This is a genomic window from Alloyangia pacifica (assembly GCF_003111685.1).
GTDB classification, from domain to species: domain Bacteria; phylum Pseudomonadota; class Alphaproteobacteria; order Rhodobacterales; family Rhodobacteraceae; genus Salipiger; species Salipiger pacificus_A.
Genome location: NZ_CP022190.1, coordinates 262,408 through 283,403 on the forward strand (window position 1 = coordinate 262,408; position 20,996 = coordinate 283,403).

Sequence of the window (20,996 nt, forward strand, 5' to 3'; positions counted from 1 at the left end):
GCCTTCCGGAGGGGGTCCGGGAGGCGCACAACCCTGTCTAGGGGAGGGGACTTCGGGATGGCCATGCCAGAACCGGTGCTGCATGCGTGCGGCATCAGCAAATTCTTTCCGGGCGCCATCGCGCTCGATGACGTCGAGCTGGCGCTCTATCCCGGCGAGGTGCACGCGCTTCTGGGCGAGAACGGCGCGGGGAAATCGACACTGATCAAGTGCCTCACCGGTGCCTACACCCGTGACGGCGGCACCATCGAGCTTTCCGGCGCCGAGATCGATCCGCGCGATCCGCTGGACAGCCAGGCGCTCGGCATCGGAACAGTGTATCAGGAGGTGAACCTGCTGCCCAACCTGACGGTCGCCGAGAACCTCTTTCTTGGCCGGCAGCCGATGCGCTGGGGCATGGTCGATCACCGCAGGATGCGGGACGAGTCACGCGAGATCCTGCGCGACTACGGGCTCGACATCGACCCAAGCCGACTGCTCGACAGCTATTCCATCGCCATCCAGCAGATCGTCGCCATCGCTCGGGCCGTCGAGCTTTCCGGCAAGGTGCTGATCCTCGACGAACCGACGGCCAGCCTCGACCACGACGAGGTGCAGCTGCTCTTCTCCGTGATCGAGAGGCTGAAGGGCAGGGGGCTCGCCATTGTCTTCATCACCCATTTTCTTGACCAGGTTTTCGCCATCTCGGACCGCGCCACGATCCTGCGCAACGGCCGTGTCGTGGGCACCCGGCGGCTCGCCGAGGTGAGCCAGACCGAGATCGTCACCCTGATGCTCGGCCGCCAGCTCGAGGCGGCGACCCATCACCGCGCGCATTCCGAGCCCGGCGACGTGCTGCTCTCGCTCAAGGGATACGGCAAGCGCGGCAGCATCGAGCCGTTCGACATGGAGATCCGCGAGGGCGAGGTGGTCGGCCTTGCCGGGTTGCTCGGTTCGGGCCGGAGCGAGACCGCAAACGTGGTCTTCGGCGTGGTCGCGGCGGATCAGGGCAAGGCCGAGCTGCGCGGCCAGCCGCTGCGCATCACCAATCCGCGCGAGGCGATCCGCAACCGCTTCGCGCTCTGCCCCGAGGACCGCAAGACCGACGGCATCGTGGGGGACCTGTCGGTGCGCGAAAACATCATCCTGTCGTTGCAGGCCCGGCAGGGTTGGCACCGTCCCATTCCCCGCGCCAAGGCCGAGGAGATCGCCCAGCACTACGTGAAGGCGCTGGATATCCGCCTTGCCTCGCTCGACATGCCGATCCGGCTGCTGTCGGGCGGCAACCAGCAAAAGGCGTTGCTGGCGCGCTGGCTGGCGACCGAGCCCGAGCTGCTGATCCTCGACGAGCCCACACGCGGCATCGATGTCGGTGCGCACGCCGAGATCATCGCCCTCATCGAGGACCTGCGCGAGAAGGGCATGGCGCTGATCGTCGCCTCGTCGGAAATGGAGGAGTTGGTGGCTTATTCTTCCCGCATCGTCGTGCTGCGCGACCGGCGGCAGGTGGGGGAACTCACGGGCCAGGAGATCTCGACCAAATCCATCGTCGAGGCCATCGCGGCGGAGGACGCGGCATGATCAAATCCACGCTGAAACGGGTCATGCCGCAGATCATCATCCTCGCTTTGGTGCTGGCGGCCAACTTCCTGGTCTTCCCGGGGTTCTTCAACATCGAGTTCCAGCATGGGCGGCTCTTCGGCAACCTTATCGACGTTCTCAACCGCGGCGCGCCGACGGCGCTGCTGGCAACCGGCATGACCCTGGTCATCGCCACGCGCGGGATCGATCTGTCGGTCGGGGCCGTGATGGCCATCGCCGGGGCTGTCGCAGCCTCCGCCGTAGTGGGCGGCGCGCATTGGACGCTGGCGGTGCTGCTGGCGCTGACGGCGGGCGCGGCCTGCGGGCTCTGGAACGGGCTTCTGGTGGCGATCTTCCGCATTCAGCCCATCGTCGCCACCCTGGTGCTGATGGTCGCCGGACGCGGCATCGCGCAACTTCTGACCGAGGGCGCGATCCTCACCTTCAACGACCCCGGCCTGATCCGGCTCGGCGCGGGCACCATCGCCGCCGTGCCGACACCGATCTGGCTGTGGATCGCCGTGGCCTGCGCGGTCGGTCTGGTGATCCGCCGCACCGCGCTCGGCCTGCTGATCGAGGCGGTGGGGATCAACGAGACCTCCTCGCGCCTCGCCGGGATCAACGCCCGGGTGCTGCTGATCGCGGTTTACCTTGTCTCCGGTCTCTGCGCCGCCCTCGCCGGTGTCATCGTCGCCGCAGACATCAAGGGCGCGGATGCCAACAACGCCGGGCTCTGGATGGAGCTTGACGCGATCCTCGCCGTGGTGATCGGGGGGAACTCGCTGCTCGGCGGGCGCTTCTCGATCACGGCCTCATTGCTCGGTGCGCTGATCATCCAAGGGGTGAACTCACTGATCCTGCTCTCGGGCATGCCGGTCGAATTCAACCTCGTCATCAAGGCGCTGATCATCATCGCCATCCTCGTCATCCAGAGCCCGCGGGTCCGCCACAGCCTCTACCTGCTGCGCGCCTCGACCGGGCCGGTGCTGCGGGAGCGGCCCAAGCCCGCGCCCCGGACCCCCCAGGAGGAGGGCCAGTCATGAGCCAGTCCACCAAGCTTCCGCTCTACATCACGCTCGCGACCTTCGTGCTCGCCTTCGTGCTCTGCGCAGCGCAGTACCCGGCGATGGCCTCGACGCGGGTGGTCGCCAACCTGCTGACCGACAACGCCTTCCTCGGCATCACTGCCGTCGGCATGACCTTTGTGATCCTCTCGGGCGGGATCGATCTGTCGGTCGGCTCGGTGATTGCCTTCACCGGCGTCTTCCTTGCGGTGATCCTGCGCGACACCTCGATCCACCCGCTGGTCGCTTTTGCGCTGGTGCTGCTGATCACCACCGGCTTCGGCGCGGCCATGGGCGGGATCATCCATTATCTCGAGATGCCGCCCTTCATCGTCACCCTGGCGGGCATGTTCTTGATGCGCGGGCTGGCCTACGTGCTGTCGACCGAATCCGTGCCGATCACCCACGAGTTTTACGACTGGCTGCAGTCGCTCTACTGGAAGGCAGCGGGCGGCGGCCGCTTCCGGCTGACCGGCGGGCTCATGCTGCTGACCTATCTGGCGGCGATGATCGTGCTGCACCGGACAAGGTTTGGCCAGAACGTCTATGCCATCGGCGGCTCGGCGCAGACGGCGCAGCTCATGGGCGTGCCCCGCGCGCGGACCACCATCGGCATCTACGCCGTCTCGGGCGGCCTGGCCGGGCTCGCGGGGATCGTCTACACGCTCTACACCTCGGCGGGCTATTCGCTGGCGACCGTCGGCGTCGAGCTCGACGCCATCGCCGCGGTGGTCATCGGGGGCACGCTGCTGAGCGGTGGCAGCGGATTTGTCGCGGGCACTTTCTTTGGCATTCTGATCATGGGGCTGATACAGACGTACATCGTCTTTGACGGCACGCTTTCGAGCTGGTGGACGAAGATCGTGATTGGGGGCCTGCTCTTCGCCTTCATCATGCTGCAGAAGGGTTTGGGTTGGGCAACGACGGCGCGCATAAGGCATCTGACCGCATCAGACGCGCGATCATGACATTGACGGCGGGCGGCGGGTTCTCGGACCGCGCCCAGAGCCATACCACCCACGTGGTGGACCAGCTGGGGCTGGCCATCGTTGCGGGGGAATACCCCGAGCGGGCGATGATCCCGCTCGACCCGGATCTCGAAGAGATGTTCGGTGTCTCGCGCACGGTCATCCGCGAGGCCAAGAAGACGCTGATCGCGAAGGGCATGCTGGCCTCGAAAGCGAAGGTCGGCACGCGGGTGCAGCCCTCGTCCGAATGGAACATGTTCGATCCGGACGTGCTGCGCTGGCATTCCGAGCAGAAGACCCCGGGGCGCTTTGTGGCCGACCTCAACGAGATCCGGCTGATCATCGAGCCCTCGGCGGCGGCGCTTGTGGCCGAGCGGGCGGGACCGGCAGAACATGCGCGTCTCGAGGCGAGCTGCGAGGCGCTGGCACAGGCCCCGAGCCGCACCGCCTTTGCCATGGCCGACCTCGAATTCCACAAGCTCATCCTGCATCTCTCCGACAACCGCTTCCTGCAATCGCTGGGGGATCTGGTTCAGGCGGCGCTTTACTCACAGCTCATCGCCGAGGCCGAGGAAGCGCGCGATCCCTGCGATCTTGCGCGCAGCGTCGACAAGCACCGCGCCATCGTCGATGCGATCCGCGCCGGGGCGCCCGACCGGGCGCGCGCCTGCATGGAGAAGGTGGTGATGGACGCGCCCTCCGGCGGCGTGCGCCGGGCAAGCTGAAACATGCCCGGGAAATTTCCCGGAACCGGGACCAGCCTCAGAAACTCCGAATGCTCTCCTGCACCATGCCGAGCAACCGCTCCGCGGCCTTAGAGATGTGCCGTCCGCGCGCCTGGATGATCAGGTAGGGTTCCACCGTCACCAGCCGGTTCAGCTGCAGTCGCCGCAGTTCGGCCGAGACCGGCGGCTCCAGCATCAGGTCGATCACCTCCTGCGACATCGGGGCGACGGCATCGGAGTCCTTCAGCAGCGCGATGATCGCCAGCAGCGAGGAGGTGGTGATCACGTCGGGCGGGGCGGTCATTCCCTCGTCGTGAAAGGCGGTCTCGATCGCCGCGCGGATGGGCGCGCCGCGCTGCTGCAGGATCCAGCGGGTGCCGTGCAGGTCGGCGATGGCCACCGGGCTGCGCCCGAGCATCGGGTGACCCTCGCGCACCAAGAGTTGCACGATCTCGTCCCGCGCCGGTTCGAGGATGAACTCTCGCTCGTTGACCTGCGGTGGCAGGCGGGCGAGGGCGAAATCGAGCTCGCCGCGCTCCAGCGCCTGCACCAGCGCCACCGAGGGGGCGACCTCGATAGAGACATCCACCGAGCTCGACAGCGCCTTCAGCCGCTGCACCTGCGGCACCAGTTGACCGAGCGCCGGGCCTGTCACGGCACCAACCCGCACCGCGCCGCCGAGGCCGGAATGCAGATCGTCGAAATCCTCGGCCATCCGGCGAAGGTCATGCTCGATGCGCCGCGCATGCTGGGCGAGGAGCGCGCCGGTGGGCGTGGGCTCCATTCCCTTGGGGGTGCGCTGGAACAGCCGGGCACCGATGGCACGCTCCAGTTCCGCCAGCATGCGCGAGGCGCCGGGCTGGGTCATCCGGCAGGCGGTGGCGGCAACCTGCAGCTGCCCGTGTTCGGCAATCGCGGCGATCAGGCGGATTTGCGCGGGGCGCAGGTTTCTCAGCAGCTCGGACATAACACATACCGATCAAGTTATGCAGATGACGGATAATGGTATTTGTTCGGTATGTCACCATTAAGTAGGACTTTTGGCGTCCCCACAGGGGAACAGCGGGGTGCGGGAGACGCCCCCTCAACGGGAGGATACCGATGAAACTGACGAAACTCGCGGGTGCGCTCGCGGTAAGCCTCGTTGCGCTTTCCAGCGCCGCCTTCGCCCAGGACAAGGGCACCGTGGGCATCGCCATGCCGACCAAGAGCTCGGCGCGCTGGATCGACGACGGCAACAACATGGTCAAGCAGCTGGAAGAAGCCGGCTACGAGACCGACCTGCAGTACGCAGAGGATGACATCCCCAACCAGCTCGCGCAGATCGAGAACATGGTGACCAAGGGCGTCGACGTGCTGGTGATCGCCGCCATCGACGGCACCACCCTGTCGAACGCGCTGGCCAATGCCGCCGCCTCGGGCGTGCGCATCGTCGCCTATGACCGGCTGATCCGTGACAGCGGCGACGTCGACTATTATGCCACCTTCGACAACTTCAAGGTCGGCGTGCAGCAGGCGACCTCGCTGGTCGAGGGCCTCGAAGAGCGCTTCCCCGACAGCAAGCCGTGGAACGTCGAGCTCTTCGGCGGCTCGCCGGACGACAACAACGCATATTTCTTCTACAACGGCGCCATGTCGGTGCTGCAGCCGATGATCGACAGCGGCGACATCGTCGTGCAGTCCGGCCAGATGGGCATGGACAAGGTCGGCACGCTGCGCTGGGACGGCGCGGTGGCGCAGGCGCGCATGGATAACATCCTGTCGGCCAACTACACCGACAAGGACGTTCACGGCGTGCTCGCGCCCTACGATGGCCTGTCCATCGGCATCCTCTCGTCGCTCAAGGGCGTCGGCTACGGCTCGGGCGATCTGAAGATGCCGATCGTCACCGGCCAGGACGCCGAAGTGCAGTCGGTGAAATCGATCCTCGCCGGCGAGCAGTACTCGACCATCTTCAAGGACACCCGCGAGCTGGCCCGCGTCACCGTCGGCATGGTCAACGCGGTGATGGAAGGCTCCGAGCCCGAGATCAACGACACCGAGACCTATGACAACGGCGTGAAGGTCGTCCCGTCCTACCTGCTCGAGCCGGTCCCGGTGGACGCCTCGAACTGGGAAGAGGTCCTGGTCGGCTCCGGGTACTACACCGAAGACCAGATCAAGTAAGCACTCCTCCCGAGCGCCCCATTTGCTCCCGGGGCGCCGAACAGGGGGAGGCCTTTGGGCCTTCCCCGACCTTCACTTCATACAAGGCAGGTACGGGTCATGACTCTTCTGCTCGAGATGCGCGGTATCACCAAGGAATTCCCTGGTGTGAAAGCGCTCGACCAGGTGAACCTTCAGGTCCGCGAAGGCGAGATCCACGCGATCTGCGGCGAGAACGGTGCCGGCAAATCGACCCTGATGAAGGTGCTCTCCGGGGTCTATCCCGTGGGCAGCTACGACGGGGAAATCCACTACGATGGCGGGCTCGCCGAGTTCAAGACGCTGCGCGACAGCGAGGACAAGGGCATCGTCATCATTCACCAGGAACTGGCGCTGGTGCCGCAGCTCTCGATCGCCGAGAACATCTTTCTCGGCAACGAGCGGCAGACCGGTGGCGTGATCCAGTGGCAGGAAACCTTCCGCCGCACCGAGCAGTTGCTGGCCAAGGTCGGGCTGCGCGACGCGCCGGGCACGCTTGTCGACAGCATAGGGGTGGGCAAGCAGCAGCTGGTCGAGATCGCCAAGGCGCTCAGCAAGGACGTGAAGCTGCTGATCCTCGACGAGCCGACGGCGGCGCTGCAGGAGAATGACAGCCGCAAGCTGCTCGACCTCATGCTCGAGCTGAAGGCGCAGGGCGTGACCTGCATCATCATTTCCCACAAGCTCAACGAGGTGCGCTACGTCGCAGACACGGTCACCGTGATCCGCGACGGCATGGCGGTCTCGGAGCTCGACGCCTCGCAGGGGCTTTCGGAAGACCGCATCGTCCGCGACATGGTGGGCCGCGACATGTCGCAGCGTTACCCGGACCGCACCCGCCGCGCCGGTGAGGTGGTGATGGCGGTGAAGGACTGGAACGTCTGGCATCCCGAGCACGCCGAACGGCAGGTCATCAAGAACATCAACTTCAACGTCCGGGCCGGCGAGGTCGTCGGCATCGCCGGCGTCATGGGGTCGGGCCGCACCGAGCTTGCCATGTCGATCTTTGGCCAGAGCTGGGGGCGGAACATCTCGGGCGAAGTCTCGCTGCACGGCAAGCCGATCGACGTGTCGAAGGTGGACCGGGCCATCGAGAACGGGCTTGCTTACGTCACCGAGGACCGCAAGTCGCTGGGGCTGATCCTCGATGAGAGCATCCGCTTCAACACCACGCTGTCCAACCTGAACGGCGTGTCCGAGAAGGGCGTGCTGAACGAGGCCGAGGAAACCGAAGTGGCAGAGCGCTACCGCAAGGCGCTGGCCACGCGCACACCGACGGTCATGCAGAAAGTCGGCAACCTGTCGGGCGGCAACCAGCAGAAGGTGGTGCTGGCCAAGTGGCTGTTCACCGAGCCCGAGGTTCTGATCCTCGACGAACCCACGCGCGGCATCGACGTCGGCGCGAAATACGAAATCTATTCGATCATCAACGAGCTCTCTGCCGAAGGCAAAGCCGTGGTGATGATCTCGTCGGAGATGCCCGAACTCTTGGGCATGTGCGACCGTATCTATGTCATGAACGAAGGCGCTTTCGTCGGGGAACTCTCTGCCGAGGAAGCCAGCCAGGAGCGCATCATGTCGCTCATCGTCAGCGAGTGAGAGGGGAGGGGACATGTCCACTCAAACGGCAGAAACCGCAGGGCAGTCCGAAGGCCAGGGCCTGAAGCACTACCTGCGCAACCACATGCGTGAATACGGCCTGCTTTTCGCGCTCATCGCCATCATGGTGTTCTTCCAGGCGGTGACCGGCGGCACGCTGATGCGCCCGGTAAACATCACCAACCTGTTCCTGCAGAACAGCTACGTCATCATCATGGCGCTGGGGATGCTCATCGTCATCGTCTCGGGCAACATCGACCTCTCGGTCGGCTCGGTGCTCGGCTTCATCGGCGCGCTGGCGGCGGTGATGATTGTGCACTGGGGCTGGCCGGTACCGCTGACCATCCTCGCCTGTCTCGTCGTCGGCGGCCTCATCGGCGCGGCGCAGGGTTATTGGGTGGCCTATTGGTCGATCCCGTCCTTCATCGTGACGCTGGCCGGGATGCTGGTGTTCCGCGGCGCCTCGCTCTGGCTGCTGCAGGGGCAGTCGGTAGGCCCGTTCCCGCCGGGCTTCCAGATGCTCTCGACCGGCTTCGTGCCGGACCTCTTCCCGCGCGAGATGACCGCCGGATTGGCCGAGATCGCCGGATCGCGCAACTTCAACCTGCTCGCAATGGGCGTTGGCATCATCGCCGCCGTCGCCATCGTCTGGCTCGGCCTGCGCGAACGTGCCCGTGACAAGGCCTATGGCATCGAGGGCGAGCCCGCGAACTTCTTCTGGGTGCGCAATGCCATCGTCTGCGGCGCGCTGCTGTTCCTGACCTTCAAGATCGCCACCTTCCGCGGCCTGCCCAACGTGCTGGTCACCATGGGTGTGCTGATCATCATCTACGCCTTCATCACCCAGAAAACCGTGATCGGGCGCCGCATCTACGCGCTTGGCGGCAACCGCAAGGCGGCCAAGCTCTCGGGCATCAAGACCGAGCGGCTGACCTTTCTCGCCTTCGTCAACATGGGCGTGCTGGCGGCGCTGGCAGGGCTGGTGTTTGCCGCACGGCTCAACACCGCGACCCCCAAGGCCGGCTTCGGCATGGAGCTCGACGTGATCGCGGCGGTCTTCATCGGTGGCGCGTCGATGGCGGGCGGCTCGGGCAAGATCGTCGGCGCGGTGGTCGGCGCCTTCATCATGGGCGTGATGAACAACGGCATGTCGATCATGGGCATCGGCATCGACTACCAGCAGATGATCAAGGGCCTGGTGCTGCTCGCCGCCGTGATCTTCGACGTCTACAACAAATCCAAACAGGGCTGAGCCGCGCGCTCAGCCCCAATACAAGCCGCACCGGAGGCACCCATGTCCGTCAAGGATTTCACTCCCGCCCCCTGGCCGCGCAAGCTGCGCTCGACCCATTGGTACTCGGGCAACTCGCGCGACACGATCTATCACCGCGGCTGGCTGAAGAACCAGGGCTACCCGCACGACCTGTTCGACGGGCGGCCGATCATCGGCATCCTCAACACCTGGTCCGATCTCACCCCCTGCAACGGCCACCTGCGCGAGCTGGCGGAGAAGGTGAAGGCCGGCGTCTGGGAGGCCGGCGGCTTCCCGGTCGAGGTGCCGGTCTTCTCCGCGTCGGAAAACACCTTCCGCCCGACGGCGATGATGTTCCGCAACCTCGCGGCGCTGGCCATCGAGGAAACGCTGCGTGGCCAGCCGATCGACGGCGCGGTGCTGATGGTGGGCTGCGACAAGACCACGCCCTCGCTGATGATGGCCGCCGCCTCCTGCGACGTGCCGTCGATCGTAGTCACCGGCGGGCCGATGCTGAACGGCTATTTCCAGGGCGAGCGCGTCGGTTCCGGCACGCACCTTTGGAAATTCTCCGAGATGGTGAAGGCCGGCGAGATGACGCAGGAGGAGTTCCTCGAGGCGGAGCAATCCATGTCCCGGTCCTCGGGCACCTGCAACACCATGGGCACAGCATCGTCGATGGCGTCGATGGCCGAGGCGCTCGGCATGGCGCTTTCGGGCAACGCCGCGATCCCGGCGGTGGACAGCCGCCGCCGCGTCATGGCGCAGCTTTCGGGCCGGCGCATCGTGCAGATGGTGAAGGACGATCTGAAGCCGTCGGACATCCTGACCAAGGAAGCCTTCGAGAACGCCATCCGCACCAATGGCGCGATCGGCGGCTCGACCAATGCGGTGATCCACATGCTGGCGCTGGCGGGCCGGGTCGGCATCGACCTGACGCTGGATGACTGGGACCGCTGCGGCCGCGACGTGGCGACCATCGTCAACCTCATGCCCTCGGGCAAATACCTCATGGAGGAATTCTTCTACGCCGGCGGCCTGCCCGTGGTGCTGAAGCGCCTCGGCGAAAGCGGCCAGCTCCACAAGGATGCGCTGACGGTCTCGGGGCTCAGCATCTGGGACGAGGTCAAGGACGTCGTGAACCACAACGAGGACGTCATCCTGCCGCTCGAAAAGGCGCTGACCCAGCAGGGCGGCATCACCGTGCTGCGCGGCAACCTCGCGCCCAAGGGCGCGGTGCTGAAGCCCTCGGCGGCCTCGGCGCATCTGCTCAAGCACAAGGGTCGCGCCGTGGTCTTCGAGGACATCGACGACTACAAGGCCAAGATCAATGATGACGCGCTCGACATCGACGAGACCTGCATCATGGTGCTGAAGAACTGCGGGCCAAAGGGCTACCCGGGCATGGCCGAGGTCGGCAATATGGGCCTGCCGCCGAAGGTTCTGAAGAAGGGCATCACCGACATGATCCGCATCTCGGATGCGCGCATGTCGGGCACCGCTTATGGCACGGTGATCCTGCACACCTCGCCCGAGGCAGCGGCGGGCGGGCCGCTGGCGGTGGTGCAGAACGGCGACATGATCGAGCTCGACGTCGAAAGCCGCCTGCTGCACCTCGACATTCCCGAGGCCGAGCTGGAGTCGCGTCTTGCCGCATGGCAGCCGACGCATGATCTGCCGGGCTCCGGCTACGCCTGGCTGCACCAGAGCCATGTCGAGGGCGCCGACACCGGTGCCGATCTCGACTTCCTGAAGGGCTGCCGCGGCAACGACGTAGGCAAGGACAGCCACTGATGGAGATCTTCGACGCCCGGATCTGCGCGCTTGGCGAGGGGGTGCTCTGGCATCCCCTGCGCGAGGAACTCTTCTGGTTCGACATCATCGGCAGGCGTCTGCTGTCGCACCACCCGGCCTCGGGGCACACCCGCGCGGTGCCACTTACCGAGATGTGCTCGGCGGCGGCCTGGATCGACCGCGACCGGCTGCTGATCGCCTCCGAGACCGGGCTCTGGACGTATGACCTGACCACCGGGGTCTTCGGGCATCTCGCGGATCTCGAGAAGGACAACCAGGTGACCCGCTCGAACGACGGGCGGGCGGATCCCTGGGGCGGCTTCTGGATCGGCACCATGGGCAAGCAGGCCGAACCCCACGCCGGGACGATCTACCGCCACTATGGCGGAGCCCTGCGCAAGATTGCCGACGGCATCTCGATCCCTAACGCCCTCTGCTTCGATGCGGCGCGCGGCTGCGGCTACTTCGCCGACACCCATGCGCAGCTGCTCTTCCGCGTGGCGCTGGACGAGGCGGGCTGGCCCAGCGAAGCGCCCGAGGTCTTCGTCGACTTCAGCCATACCGGGCTCAGGCCCGATGGCGCGGTGACCGATGCGGCCGGTAATCTTTGGCTGGCGCTCTGGGGGGAGGGCGCGGTAATCGAGATATCGCCGGATGGCAAGCTCGGCGCGCGCCACGAGCTCGCCGCGCCGCACAGCACTTGCCCGGCCTTCGGCGGGCCCGATTTCACCACGCTCTACTGCACCAGCGCGACGCAGGGCCTCGGCCGCGAGGCGCTGGCAGAGGCGCCGCACTCCGGCGCGGTCTTTGCCGAGCTCGGCGCAGGGCAGGGCAGGGCGGAACCCGCCTTCATCCTCGACACGGGAGACGCCTGATGACCGATCCGATCCAGCTTGGCCTTGTCGGCCTCGGCACCATTGCGCGCAACCAGCACCTGCCCTCGCTCGAGGATGTGCCGGCGCTGAAGCTGGCCGCCATCGCCAGTCGCCATGCCGGGCATGACACGCTGCCCTCTTTCCACGACATCGAAGAGATGATCGCCAAGGCGCCGGGACTGCAGGCCGTGTCGCTCTGTACCCCGCCGCAGGGCCGTTTCGCCCAGGCCGCGGCGGCGATCCATGCGGGCAAGCACGTGATGCTGGAAAAACCGCCGGGCGCGAGCGTCTCGGAGGTCGAGGGGCTGGCCCGGCTGGCGCGCGACAAGAGCGTGACGCTCTTTGCCACCTGGCACTCGCGCGAGGCGGCGGCGGTCGAAGACGCGCGGGATCTGCTGGCCGGGGCCACGGTCAAGCGCGCGACGATCACCTGGAAGGAAGACGTGCGCCACTGGCACCCGGGGCAGGAATGGATCTGGCAGCCGGGCGGCCTTGGCGTGTTCGATCCGGGCATCAACGCGCTGTCGATCCTCACGCGCATTCTGCCCGAACCGGTGCACCCCCTTTCCGCGCAGCTCGACGTTCCCGAGAACAAGCAGGCCCCCATCGCCGCGAAGCTCGAGATGGAAACCGCCTCCGGCGCGCCAATCGCGGCCGAGTTCGACTGGCGGCAGACGGGCCCGCAGACCTGGGACATCCTCGTGGAAACCGACGGCCCCGACGTGCTGCTGCGCGAGGGCGGGGCGAAGCTCTTCGTCGGCGGCGAGGCGCGGATCTCGGCCGAGGACCGCGAGTACCGACGTCTCTACGCCCGGTTCGCCGAGTTGATCGCGGCGGGCGAGTCCGATGTCGACCTCGCGCCGCTGCAGCTGGTGGCCGATGCCTTCCTGCTGGGCGCCCAGACCCGTGTCGAGGCCTTCCATGACGATCCCTGAGCGCCATTCCGTCGGCCACGTCCGCTCGAGCACCCCGGTCGAGCGCATTGTGCTGCGCGCGGGCGCGGCGCGTGCCGAGGTGCTGACTTACGGCGCGACGCTGAAATCGCTGCATGTGCCCGACCGCGAGGGCCGGCTGGATGACATCGTCCTCGGGTTCGACGACCTGCAAGGCTATCTCGACAACCGCATGTTCTTCGGCGCCTCGGTGGGACGGGTGGCGAACCGCATCGCCGGTGGCCGGTTCGAACTTGACGGGCACGGCTACCAGCTGGCGCAGAACGAGGGAGAGACCACGCTGCACGGCGGGCCCGACGGGTTCGATCGGCGCAACTGGGCAGTGGCCGAGATGGGCGACGGTTCGGTGACGCTCGAGACGGTTAGCCAGGCGGGGGACCAGGGGTTTCCCGGCACGCTGACAGCCCGCGCGACCTACACGCTGCGCGAGACGCCTGCAGGCCCCTGCCTTGGCATCACCTACGAGGCGGAGACCGAGGCGCCGACCATTGTTTCGATGACCAACCACAGCTTCTTCGCTCTGGCGGGGCTCTCGGCGCTGCCGGATCGGCCGCGCTCGGCGCTCGAATACCGGCTGAAGGTGCCAGCCTCGCGCTACCTGACAGTGGACGAGGCGCTCATCCCATCCGGCGTCGCACCGGTCGGTGCCAGCCCCTTCGACTTCCGCGAGGGGCGGCAACCGCTGACCGCGGTGCGCTCGGGGGCCCTGGATGGCTATGACCATTGCCTTTGCCTCGATCCCGGAGAGATCGAGCTGCACGATGCCGCCAGCGGACGGCTGATGCGGATGACCACCAACCTGCCGGGGCTGCAGGTCTATACCAGCAACTTCCTCGACGGCTCGGTGCCGGGCAAGGGTGGCTACGCCGCGCGCAAGCATGACGCCATCTGCCTCGAGCCGCAGATCTGGCCCGACGCGATCAACATGCCCGAGAGCTGGGGCGCGCAGAGTCCCGTGCTGCGCCCGGGCGAGACCCGCCGCGCCGAGATGAGCTTTACCTTCGGCATCCGCTGAGGCGGGAACCCCTCGCAAGAGCCGCGTGAGCTGTGTCATCCTCGCGCTGGGGGCGCCCGGACGGGGGCGCAGCCCGCGCAAGGCATCTGCTTGACCCGACGGGACACGCGGTGTCTATGTCACGCGAAGCTTTTGGAGGAGCTGGACAAATGAACTTTCTTGGCAAGGCCGCGCTGGCGGCAGGGCTTGCATTGCTGGCAGCTGTGCCGGCGCAGGCGGAAACCCGGGTCACGCTGAAGGCGGCGAAGTCGGGCTCCTCCTATTACCAGATGAGCGTGCAGATCGCCGAGGCGATGAAGGCGGGCACCGACGGCGGCGTGATCGTCACCGTCGAGGAAAGCCAGGGCAGCCAGCAGAACGTGATGGAAGTGCGCGCCCGCGGCGGCGACTACGTCTTCACCTCGCCGCCCGCGCTGGTCGCGGCGGCCCGTGATGGCAAGGGCGCCTTCGAGGGCAAGGAGACCCCCGCCTTCGGCGAGATCCGCGCGCTCTTCCCGCTGCCCTCGCTGACCATGCATTTCGTCATGTCCAAGGCCAGCGGCGTCACCGACTTCGCCGGCATGGACGGCAAGAACATCCTGCTCGGCAAGGGCAGCTTCGGCGCAACAGAGGGCGAGAAATACCTTGGTCTCTTCGGCCTCGACGGCAAGGTTAAGATCGCCGATGTCGAGCTGTCGAACGCCGTACCGGCGCTGAAGAACGGCCAGATCGACGGGTTCGTCACCGCGGGCAGCTTCCCGGCGCCGAACGTCGTCGAGGCCGCTGCCTCGACCGATGTGACCGTGCTGTCGCTGACCGATGAGCAGGTCGCGCAAACCGGCCGCGCCAAGCTGGTGATCCCGGCGGGCACCTATGCCGGTCAGGACGCGGACATCGCCACCACCTCGCTGCCGGTGGTGACCTACACCACCACAAAGATGGACGACGAGACCGCTTACCAGCTCACCAAGACCTTCTGGGAGGAAAAGGCGCGCATGGGCGAGGAGTCGCCCTGGTGGACCGGCGTCGATGCGGCGCTGCTCGAGAACGTGACCGGCAAGCTGCACCCCGGTGCGGTGCGCTACTACGAGGAAGCGGGCATTGCGCTGAGCGACGCGCAGAAGTAACCCGGCGGAAAGACAAGGCAGGCGGGCCGGGCAGTTCTGTCCGGCCCGCGCTCATTGAGACGAGGGCAGGTGATGGGGCTTGAGACGCAAATGCCACAAGCGGCATGGCAGCGGGCGGTGTGGATCGGGCTGGCGGCGCTGGTCGTGGTCTTTCACCTCGGGCTGGTGTTCTCGGGGCTCGTGCCCAATCTCGTCAGCCGGCCGCTGCACATGGCGGTGATCCTGCCCTGGGTCTTCCTCTTCGGCGCAACCGGACGTTGGCAGGTGATCTCGGGCGTGGTGCTGACCGTTCTGGGCGTCGGTGCCGCGGGCTGGATCGCGCTCAACCACGAGATGCTGGGCGACCAGTACGGGTTCCTCGAGAGCAATTTCCAGATCGGCGTCGCGGCGGTGCTGCTGCTCTGCGTGATCGAGGCGGCGCGGCGGGCCATCGGCTGGCCGCTGCCGCTGGTCGCGGTGATCGCGCTCGCCTATGCGCTTCTCGGCCAGCACATCCCGGGCGAATTCGGCCACGCCGGCACGCCGATCCAGAGCTTCCTCGGCACGATGACCATCGCCGAGGGCGGGATCTGGGGATCACTCACCGCGGTCTCCGTCGGCGTGGTGTCGATCTTCGTGATCTTCGGCGCTGTCCTCAATGCCGGAGAGGCGGGGCAGGGCTTCATGAACGTTGCCGCCGCCGCGGCGGGGCGGCTGACCGGCGGCGCGGCCAAGGTTTCCGTGCTCAGCTCGGCCCTCTTCGGTTCGATCTCGGGCTCGGCCAGCGCCAATGTCGCCTCCACCGGCGCGATCACCCTGCCGGCAATGAGCCGGCTCGGCTACCCCAAGCGGCTGGCCGCCGGGGTCGAGGCAGTGGCCTCCTCGGGCGGGCAGATCATGCCGCCGCTGATGGGGGCAGGAGCCTTCGTCATGGTCGAGCTGACCGGCACCCCCTACACGCAGATCATGGGCGCGGCGATCCTGCCGGCGATCCTCTATTTCTGGGCGGTCTGGGTCGGCATCAACGCCTATGCCACGCGCTTCGAGCTCAAGGGCATCCGTGACGAGGACCGCCCGGCGAAGCGCGACGTGGTGATCACCGCGCTGTTCTTCCTCGTGCCCTTCACCGTGCTGATGATCGGCATGTTCGGAGTTGGCTACACGCCGCAATACGCCGCCTGCCTCGCGATCCTCGCGGGCGCGCTGCTGCTGCTGACCAATGCTCGGCTGACCTTCGACCCGCGCCAGACTGCGGAGCGCGTCACCGAGGCGCTGCTCAACTCGGCCAAGCAGGTTGCGATGATCGCCGCGATCATCCTCTGCGCTTCGATCGTGATCGGCGTGCTCGGGGTGACGGGCCTCGGGGTCAAGATCACCTCGCTGATCCTGTCGGGCTCGGGCGGCCTGCTCTGGCCATCGCTGATCCTCACCGCGCTGGCCTGCCTCGTGCTGGGCATGGAGGTGCCGACCACCGCGGCCTATGTGATCTGCGTCTCGATCGCGGGACCGGCGCTGACCCAGCTCGGCCTCGCGCCGCTGCAGGCGCATCTCTTCGTCTTCTGGTTTGCGCTGCTGTCGACGATCACGCCGCCGGTCTGCGGCGCGGTGTTCATCGCGGCGGGGATGATCGGCGAGAACTGGGTGAAGGTGGCGGGCACCGCCATGGCGCTGGGGATCGGGCTCTACATCATCCCGCTCGGCATGATCGCCAACCCGGGCATCCTCAAGCTGACCACGGCCCCGGCGCTGGCGCTCTTTGCCTTCGTCCGGATCGGCCTTGGCCTGGCACTTATCTCCCACGGGCTGATCGGACGGCGCCCGGCATTTGTCAGGGCACTCTGCATCGTCTTGGGACTTGCTATCGTCTTCGGCGGAATCCTGCTTCAACCTATGCTTTAGACGCTACGGGAACTTTCTCTCTGGCCTTAAATGCAATCCCGTGTTCACATTGAGGTGGGATACGCAAACAAAGACGTGAGTGACATGGTTTCGACTCGTTACGCGAAGCTGTTGATCGACACGGCTGACACCCTTGCAGGGGCGCAAAGCGCGCAGGACTCCTGGGATGCGGCGGTGCGGATCGGGCGCAGGATCGGGGCCACGGACCTCAATTGCGGCGCGATCATGCGCGACTCGCGCGAGTTGGCGTGGCTGCGTAGTTCCATGGATATGCGCTGGCTGCGGCACTACCATCAGGCCCGTTTCCACGAAGTCGATCCCGTCCTGGCCGCCTGCAAGGCGGGCGTCATGAGGCAATTCGTCGATGTCTCGGAGAGGTACCGCCGGTCGGGCGGCACGCGTCAGCGCGATCTGTATGGTTGCCTGATGGACTTCGAGTACCGTTATCTGCTCACCCAGACCTGGATCGTCGGTGCCAGCGAGCGCACCATCGTGCTTGGTTGCGCCAGCGACCCGAAGGATTTGTACGGTCGGGGAACGGCGCGGGCGTTCCGCGCGATCTCGGCGATGCTCAACGACGCGATCCTGCCGCCGGGCGAGGAGACCGCCCAGGAATGGATCTGCGAGTCGCCCTGGGCGCAGCTGAGCGCGCGGGAGCGCGACGTGCTTGGCTATCTTGCGCACGGGCTGCGGCTGCATGAGGTGGCGGAGCGCTTCACGATCACCGAGCAAGAGGCCGCCCGCCACCTGCTCAGCGCCTGCAGGACGCTGGGCGTCGCCGCGCCGGAGCAGGCGCTGTCAATGGCCATGGCGCGGGGCTTGCTCTCGCTCTGAGCGCGGCGCCCGATCACCGTCCCTTGATCTGGATCGTGAAGCTCGTCTGCGCCCCCGCCGGTGGCGCGGGGAAGGGCGAGGCGCTGCGCACGACACGCAAAGCTGCCTGGTCCAGCGTCGCCGAGCCGGAGCTGCGCGCCACCGAGGCTCCCACAAGACCGCCGTTGCCGGAGACCTTGAAGGCGATGACGGCCGCGCCGCGCGCATTCACCCGGGGCCGCGGCACCCGCGAGAGCTTGCGCATCACCAGCCCGGGGTAATTGCTGACGGCGGCATTGCCGGCCTCCTGCGCCTTGCCGCCGTTGCCCGCGGTGGCCGAGCTGCCTCCGGCGCGACCGGTCGCGGCCCCGGCGGTGGCGTTCTGCTCGGCATTGCCCTGCGGACGCGCGGCCTGACGGCGCGGCTCGGGGGCTGGCTCGGGCTTGCGTTGGGGCTGCGGTTCGGGCTCCCGCGCGCGTTGCGCGACATCGGGTGTGCGCAGTTTCGGACGCGCGGACTGCTCCGGCGCGGTCTCGGTGACATCTTCGGGCTCGGGCTCTTCGGCGGCGAGCGTCTCGGGTTCCGAGGCCTCGGCGGTGAGCGTTTCCGGCTCGGGCTTGGCGGGATCGGCGATCTCCGGTTCGGGCGTATCTACTGTCTGCGGCGGCTGCGCCTCCAGAAGCTCAGGCTCGGGCTGGTCCTCGGGCTCGACCGGTGCCACCGGCGCGACTGGCAGCACCGGCTCGGCCTCGAGCGGGGGAACCACGGGCAGGGCGGCGGTCAGCTCGGCCTCGCGAGGGGGCACGGGTGCGGTCAGAGGGGCAACGGGCTGCGCCTGTTCGATCCGCTGCGGTTGGATCGGCTCCGGCTGGTCAGGCTCGACCGTCTCGGCAGTCTCCTCGACCGGATCGGCGCTGATCGTGCCCACGGCCATGTCGGCGAAGTCCGTGCCGAGGGCGAGGTCGCTGCCACCGGCCATGCCCTCCATCTCGGCCTGCATCTTCGGCGGCATCACCGCCAGCAAGGCGCCGCCATGAGCAGAAAGCGCCAGCATTGCGGCGGCCAGCTTCACCTTGCGCGAGGATGCGATCATTCAAGCCCCCTTTCGGTGACGATCATCACCTTCTCGGCCCCGGCGGCACGCAGGGCACGGCCGATCTCCACCAGCCTTGCGGCGGGCAAGTCGCGGTCGGGCACGAGGCGCGCGAGCGTCATCGCCTCGTCGCCGAGCGCTTCGAGGAAGGCCTCGGGCGCCTCGATCGCCTCGCCGCGGACGGACATGCTGCCATCGGCGTTGATCACCAGCGCGTCGGCGGGCGCGGCGCCTTCGAGATCGGCGGTGTGCACGAGGTTCAGCGCCGGGTCGAGCGGCCGCGCGACGGTGCCGGCGACGAGGAAGAAGACCAGCATCAGGAAGACGATGTTGATCAGCGCGATCGTTGGTTCGCGCTCGGATTTCTGTTTCCTGCGGCGCATCACGATGCTCCCAGAACCGCGGCGCGGAAGCCGCTGACGCCGCGCAGGGCCACCAGCAGATCCGTCAGCCGTTGCGATGAGACCTCGCCGCGCAGCGCCACGATGAGCGGCTGCGGGGGTGTGTCCTCGGCGACCTCGCCCCGCGTCTCGCCCAGCTTGGCCGGAAGCTCCTCGAGGGTCATCTCGGCGCCGTTGAGCCGGACCGTCTCGGGCCCAAGCTGTAGGAACAGCGGGCGGGTGTCCGCGGCGGTGGCCCCGGATCCGGCGGCGGCGAGTTCCACCTCGGCGAAGCGCGTAAAGGTCGAGGTCAGCATGAAGAAGAGCAGCAGCAGGAAGATCACGTCGATGAGCGAGGTCATCGACAGCCTCCGCCGCCGGCGGATCTTACGCATGGCGTGCGGCACCCTCGGCCAGCCGCGCCTTGGCGGTGCTGCCGGTGGGCGACAGGATGGTGTGCACCGCGCGCTCGGCCAGCACGCGCTCAGATTCCATGCGCGCCTCGAACCAGCTCAGGATCACGGCGGTGGGCATGGCGACGACGAGGCCGACCGCCGTGGTCAGCAGCGCCACCCAGATGCCGCCCGCAAGGATCGACGGGTCGACCTGGCTGCCCGCGTCCTGCAACGACTGGAAGGCCGAGATCATCCCGAGCACGGTTCCGAAGAGACCCAGCAGCGGTGCCAACTGCGACACCGAGTCGAGCAGGCGGAACCCTTTTTCGAGCCGGGCGAAACGGGTCTCGGCCTCGGCTTCGAGCCGTGCCGGGTCGGTCTGGCCGGACATGGCCATATCGATCACCGGGCGCAGGTAGGAGCGCGAGCGGTTCAGCGCCTCGCGCGCGCCGGCGCGGTCGCCGCGGTCCCAGGCGTCGACCGCCTCGCGCAGCGCTGCGTGGCGGCCGACGCCCGAGGCAGCGAACTGCCAGAGCTTGTAGAGCACCACCGCCAGCGTCAGCAGCGAGATGGCGACCAGCAGCAGAACCACCGGTCCGCCGAGGTCGGCGATGCGGCGCAGGCCGTCCAGGATCGTATCGATCATCCGATCACCTCCACGTCGCTGCGGGACCTAAGCTCGAGCCCCTTGGTGCAAAGGTTCGACTCGGTGCCGCCCGCCTCGCACCGGTTGGCACCATTGATGAGAATTTGTCCGAGGCCCTCGCAACCAGCGCCGGGCACCACGAACTGACGCACGCGCGGACGGCCGGCGGGCAGGGCGCCGAAATCGAAGAGGGTCAGCCGGTCGACTTGCCCTTCGGTGTTCAGCAGCACGGTCTCGTAAACCGCCGCGTCGATGTCGGTGTCATGGCCGTTTTCTATGAGGAAGCTGAGCTGGCAGCCGCTCTCGACGCTCTTGGTGGTGTTGAGCTCGAGCGAGAGCGTTCCGGCAGTGCCGGTCCCGGCCTGCTGGGCGGCGAGCGGCACCGGCAGCAGCATGAGAAGCGGCAGGGTCATGCGGAGAATACGCAAAACTTGGGTCTCCTGACTTTGGCTAGAAGGGCTCGCCCGCGGGGGTCCGGAGGCTGGCATGCACGGGGAGATAGGACTCCATTCTCGCTCTGTCTGGCACGAACGCAAGCGATGCTCAATACCTGACTAAATTAATCCAGAATAAAGCTTCCCTAGGGGCTGGGCTGAACACGCCCATTCCCGGCGAAGCCGCCGCGCCAGCAGGGCATACTCGGGGCGGCGGGAGGCGCTCGTGCCGCGCAGTGCAATATCTCGCGCAACCGGGGGC

General features: G+C 67.1%; 20 protein-coding genes. 14 read left to right on the top strand and 6 right to left on the bottom strand.

Annotated elements, in window-relative coordinates; translation table 11 throughout:
- The first annotated feature begins 57 nt into the window (after positions 1–57).
- Genes CEW88_RS14215 through CEW88_RS14230 form a run of 4 tightly spaced genes read left to right on the top strand, consistent with a single transcriptional unit; the run spans position 58 to position 4,317 of the window.
- Entirely contained in the window at positions 58–1,560 is a 1,503-nt protein-coding gene (locus tag CEW88_RS14215; protein WP_254694511.1) for a sugar ABC transporter ATP-binding protein, read from the top strand.
- Positions 1,557–2,603: an ABC transporter permease gene (locus CEW88_RS14220; RefSeq protein ID WP_108968224.1), complete on the top strand. Its 1,047-nt coding sequence runs from the start codon at positions 1,557–1,559 to the stop codon at positions 2,601–2,603. Before CEW88_RS14215 ends, CEW88_RS14220 begins: the two co-directional genes overlap by 4 nt.
- Positions 2,600–3,592 carry a galactofuranose ABC transporter, permease protein YjfF gene (gene yjfF / locus CEW88_RS14225; RefSeq protein ID WP_108968226.1) on the top strand — a complete coding sequence of 331 codons (993 nt, stop codon included), beginning with the start codon at positions 2,600–2,602 and terminating at the stop codon, positions 3,590–3,592. The genes CEW88_RS14220 and yjfF overlap by 4 nt, the downstream gene beginning before the upstream one ends.
- Positions 3,589–4,317: a FadR/GntR family transcriptional regulator gene (locus CEW88_RS14230; protein ID WP_108968228.1), complete on the top strand. Its 729-nt coding sequence runs from the start codon at positions 3,589–3,591 to the stop codon at positions 4,315–4,317. The genes yjfF and CEW88_RS14230 overlap by 4 nt, the downstream gene beginning before the upstream one ends.
- 37 nt (positions 4,318–4,354) lie before the next feature.
- Here the strand turns inward: CEW88_RS14230 and CEW88_RS14235 are convergent, their stop codons facing one another.
- Positions 4,355–5,284, bottom strand: a complete 930-nt coding sequence (locus CEW88_RS14235) for a LysR family transcriptional regulator (RefSeq protein WP_108968230.1) — start codon at positions 5,282–5,284, stop codon at positions 4,355–4,357.
- A 134-nt stretch (positions 5,285–5,418) separates the two neighbouring features.
- Here CEW88_RS14235 and chvE point away from each other — a divergent pair, with 134 nt between their 5' ends.
- The 10 genes from chvE to CEW88_RS14285 all read left to right on the top strand — a co-directional run bounded on the left by chvE (position 5,419) and on the right by CEW88_RS14285 (position 17,807).
- The gene (gene chvE / locus CEW88_RS14240; RefSeq protein WP_108968232.1) at positions 5,419–6,483 is read left to right on the top strand and encodes a multiple monosaccharide ABC transporter substrate-binding protein; all 1,065 of its coding nucleotides are present in this window, start codon (positions 5,419–5,421) and stop codon (positions 6,481–6,483) included.
- A gap of 99 nt (positions 6,484–6,582) precedes the next feature.
- Complete coding sequence (gene mmsA, locus CEW88_RS14245) at positions 6,583–8,100, top strand: multiple monosaccharide ABC transporter ATP-binding protein (RefSeq protein ID WP_108968234.1); 1,518 nt, start codon at positions 6,583–6,585, stop codon at positions 8,098–8,100.
- A gap of 13 nt (positions 8,101–8,113) precedes the next feature.
- Positions 8,114–9,352, top strand: a complete 1,239-nt coding sequence (mmsB, locus tag CEW88_RS14250; protein WP_108968236.1) for a multiple monosaccharide ABC transporter permease — start codon at positions 8,114–8,116, stop codon at positions 9,350–9,352.
- 42 nt (positions 9,353–9,394) lie between these two features.
- Positions 9,395–11,146 carry an L-arabinonate dehydratase gene (gene araD, locus CEW88_RS14255; RefSeq protein WP_108968237.1) on the top strand — a complete coding sequence of 584 codons (1,752 nt, stop codon included), beginning with the start codon at positions 9,395–9,397 and terminating at the stop codon, positions 11,144–11,146.
- Positions 11,146–12,021 carry an SMP-30/gluconolactonase/LRE family protein gene (locus tag CEW88_RS14260; protein ID WP_108968239.1) on the top strand — a complete coding sequence of 292 codons (876 nt, stop codon included), beginning with the start codon at positions 11,146–11,148 and terminating at the stop codon, positions 12,019–12,021. The genes araD and CEW88_RS14260 overlap by 1 nt, the downstream gene beginning before the upstream one ends.
- Entirely contained in the window at positions 12,021–12,956 is a 936-nt protein-coding gene (locus CEW88_RS14265; RefSeq protein WP_108968241.1) for a Gfo/Idh/MocA family protein, read from the top strand. The genes CEW88_RS14260 and CEW88_RS14265 overlap by 1 nt, the downstream gene beginning before the upstream one ends.
- Positions 12,943–13,989, top strand: a complete 1,047-nt coding sequence (locus tag CEW88_RS14270; RefSeq protein ID WP_159099612.1) for an aldose epimerase family protein — start codon at positions 12,943–12,945, stop codon at positions 13,987–13,989. Before CEW88_RS14265 ends, CEW88_RS14270 begins: the two co-directional genes overlap by 14 nt.
- Positions 13,990–14,138: 149 nt before the next feature.
- Positions 14,139–15,095, top strand: a complete 957-nt coding sequence (locus CEW88_RS14275; RefSeq protein WP_108968243.1) for a TAXI family TRAP transporter solute-binding subunit — start codon at positions 14,139–14,141, stop codon at positions 15,093–15,095.
- Positions 15,096–15,185: 90 nt separating this feature from the next.
- Complete coding sequence (locus CEW88_RS14280; protein WP_108969823.1) at positions 15,186–16,973, top strand: TRAP transporter permease; 1,788 nt, start codon at positions 15,186–15,188, stop codon at positions 16,971–16,973.
- 84 nt (positions 16,974–17,057) lie between these two features.
- On the top strand, positions 17,058–17,807 hold the full coding sequence (locus CEW88_RS14285) for an autoinducer binding domain-containing protein (RefSeq protein WP_159099613.1): 750 nt from the start codon (positions 17,058–17,060) through the stop codon (positions 17,805–17,807).
- Between the two features lie 13 nt (positions 17,808–17,820).
- Here CEW88_RS14285 and CEW88_RS14290 read toward each other — a convergent pair whose 3' ends face one another.
- From CEW88_RS14290 to CEW88_RS14310, 5 genes are read right to left on the bottom strand one after another with little or no spacing between them, the layout of a single operon-like run.
- Complete coding sequence (locus CEW88_RS14290; RefSeq protein ID WP_108968247.1) at positions 17,821–18,879, bottom strand: energy transducer TonB family protein; 1,059 nt, start codon at positions 18,877–18,879, stop codon at positions 17,821–17,823.
- Complete coding sequence (locus CEW88_RS14295; protein ID WP_108968248.1) at positions 18,876–19,262, bottom strand: ExbD/TolR family protein; 387 nt, start codon at positions 19,260–19,262, stop codon at positions 18,876–18,878. The genes CEW88_RS14290 and CEW88_RS14295 overlap by 4 nt, the downstream gene beginning before the upstream one ends.
- On the bottom strand, positions 19,262–19,621 hold the full coding sequence (locus CEW88_RS14300; RefSeq protein ID WP_108968250.1) for a biopolymer transporter ExbD: 360 nt from the start codon (positions 19,619–19,621) through the stop codon (positions 19,262–19,264). Before CEW88_RS14300 ends, CEW88_RS14295 begins: the two co-directional genes overlap by 1 nt.
- Before the next feature lie 25 nt (positions 19,622–19,646).
- Positions 19,647–20,300, bottom strand: a complete 654-nt coding sequence (locus tag CEW88_RS14305) for a MotA/TolQ/ExbB proton channel family protein (RefSeq protein WP_108968252.1) — start codon at positions 20,298–20,300, stop codon at positions 19,647–19,649.
- The gene (locus CEW88_RS14310; protein ID WP_254694512.1) at positions 20,297–20,728 is read right to left on the bottom strand and encodes a hypothetical protein; all 432 of its coding nucleotides are present in this window, start codon (positions 20,726–20,728) and stop codon (positions 20,297–20,299) included. The genes CEW88_RS14305 and CEW88_RS14310 overlap by 4 nt, the downstream gene beginning before the upstream one ends.
- Between the last annotated feature and the right edge of the window lie 268 nt (positions 20,729–20,996).

Bases quoted from the DNA above. Each gene is read 5' to 3' on its own strand.
- chvE (WP_108968232.1), top strand. From the start codon at position 5,419: ATGAAACTGACGAAACTCGCGGGTGCGCTCGCGGTAAGCCTCGTTGCG.
- CEW88_RS14305 (WP_108968252.1), bottom strand. From the start codon at position 20,300: ATGATCGATACGATCCTGGACGGCCTGCGCCGCATCGCCGACCTCGGC.
- CEW88_RS14215 (WP_254694511.1), top strand. From the start codon at position 58: ATGGCCATGCCAGAACCGGTGCTGCATGCGTGCGGCATCAGCAAATTC.
- CEW88_RS14235 (WP_108968230.1), bottom strand. From the start codon at position 5,284: ATGTCCGAGCTGCTGAGAAACCTGCGCCCCGCGCAAATCCGCCTGATC.
- CEW88_RS14230 (WP_108968228.1), top strand. From the start codon at position 3,589: ATGACATTGACGGCGGGCGGCGGGTTCTCGGACCGCGCCCAGAGCCAT.
- CEW88_RS14285 (WP_159099613.1), top strand. From the start codon at position 17,058: ATGGTTTCGACTCGTTACGCGAAGCTGTTGATCGACACGGCTGACACC.
- araD (WP_108968237.1), top strand. From the start codon at position 9,395: ATGTCCGTCAAGGATTTCACTCCCGCCCCCTGGCCGCGCAAGCTGCGC.
- mmsA (WP_108968234.1), top strand. From the start codon at position 6,583: ATGACTCTTCTGCTCGAGATGCGCGGTATCACCAAGGAATTCCCTGGT.
- CEW88_RS14270 (WP_159099612.1), top strand. From the start codon at position 12,943: ATGACGATCCCTGAGCGCCATTCCGTCGGCCACGTCCGCTCGAGCACC.
- CEW88_RS14260 (WP_108968239.1), top strand. From the start codon at position 11,146: ATGGAGATCTTCGACGCCCGGATCTGCGCGCTTGGCGAGGGGGTGCTC.
- CEW88_RS14220 (WP_108968224.1), top strand. From the start codon at position 1,557: ATGATCAAATCCACGCTGAAACGGGTCATGCCGCAGATCATCATCCTC.
- CEW88_RS14265 (WP_108968241.1), top strand. From the start codon at position 12,021: ATGACCGATCCGATCCAGCTTGGCCTTGTCGGCCTCGGCACCATTGCG.
- CEW88_RS14290 (WP_108968247.1), bottom strand. From the start codon at position 18,879: ATGATCGCATCCTCGCGCAAGGTGAAGCTGGCCGCCGCAATGCTGGCG.
- yjfF (WP_108968226.1), top strand. From the start codon at position 2,600: ATGAGCCAGTCCACCAAGCTTCCGCTCTACATCACGCTCGCGACCTTC.
- CEW88_RS14295 (WP_108968248.1), bottom strand. From the start codon at position 19,262: ATGCGCCGCAGGAAACAGAAATCCGAGCGCGAACCAACGATCGCGCTG.
- mmsB (WP_108968236.1), top strand. From the start codon at position 8,114: ATGTCCACTCAAACGGCAGAAACCGCAGGGCAGTCCGAAGGCCAGGGC.
- CEW88_RS14280 (WP_108969823.1), top strand. From the start codon at position 15,186: ATGCCACAAGCGGCATGGCAGCGGGCGGTGTGGATCGGGCTGGCGGCG.
- CEW88_RS14275 (WP_108968243.1), top strand. From the start codon at position 14,139: ATGAACTTTCTTGGCAAGGCCGCGCTGGCGGCAGGGCTTGCATTGCTG.
- CEW88_RS14300 (WP_108968250.1), bottom strand. From the start codon at position 19,621: ATGACCTCGCTCATCGACGTGATCTTCCTGCTGCTGCTCTTCTTCATG.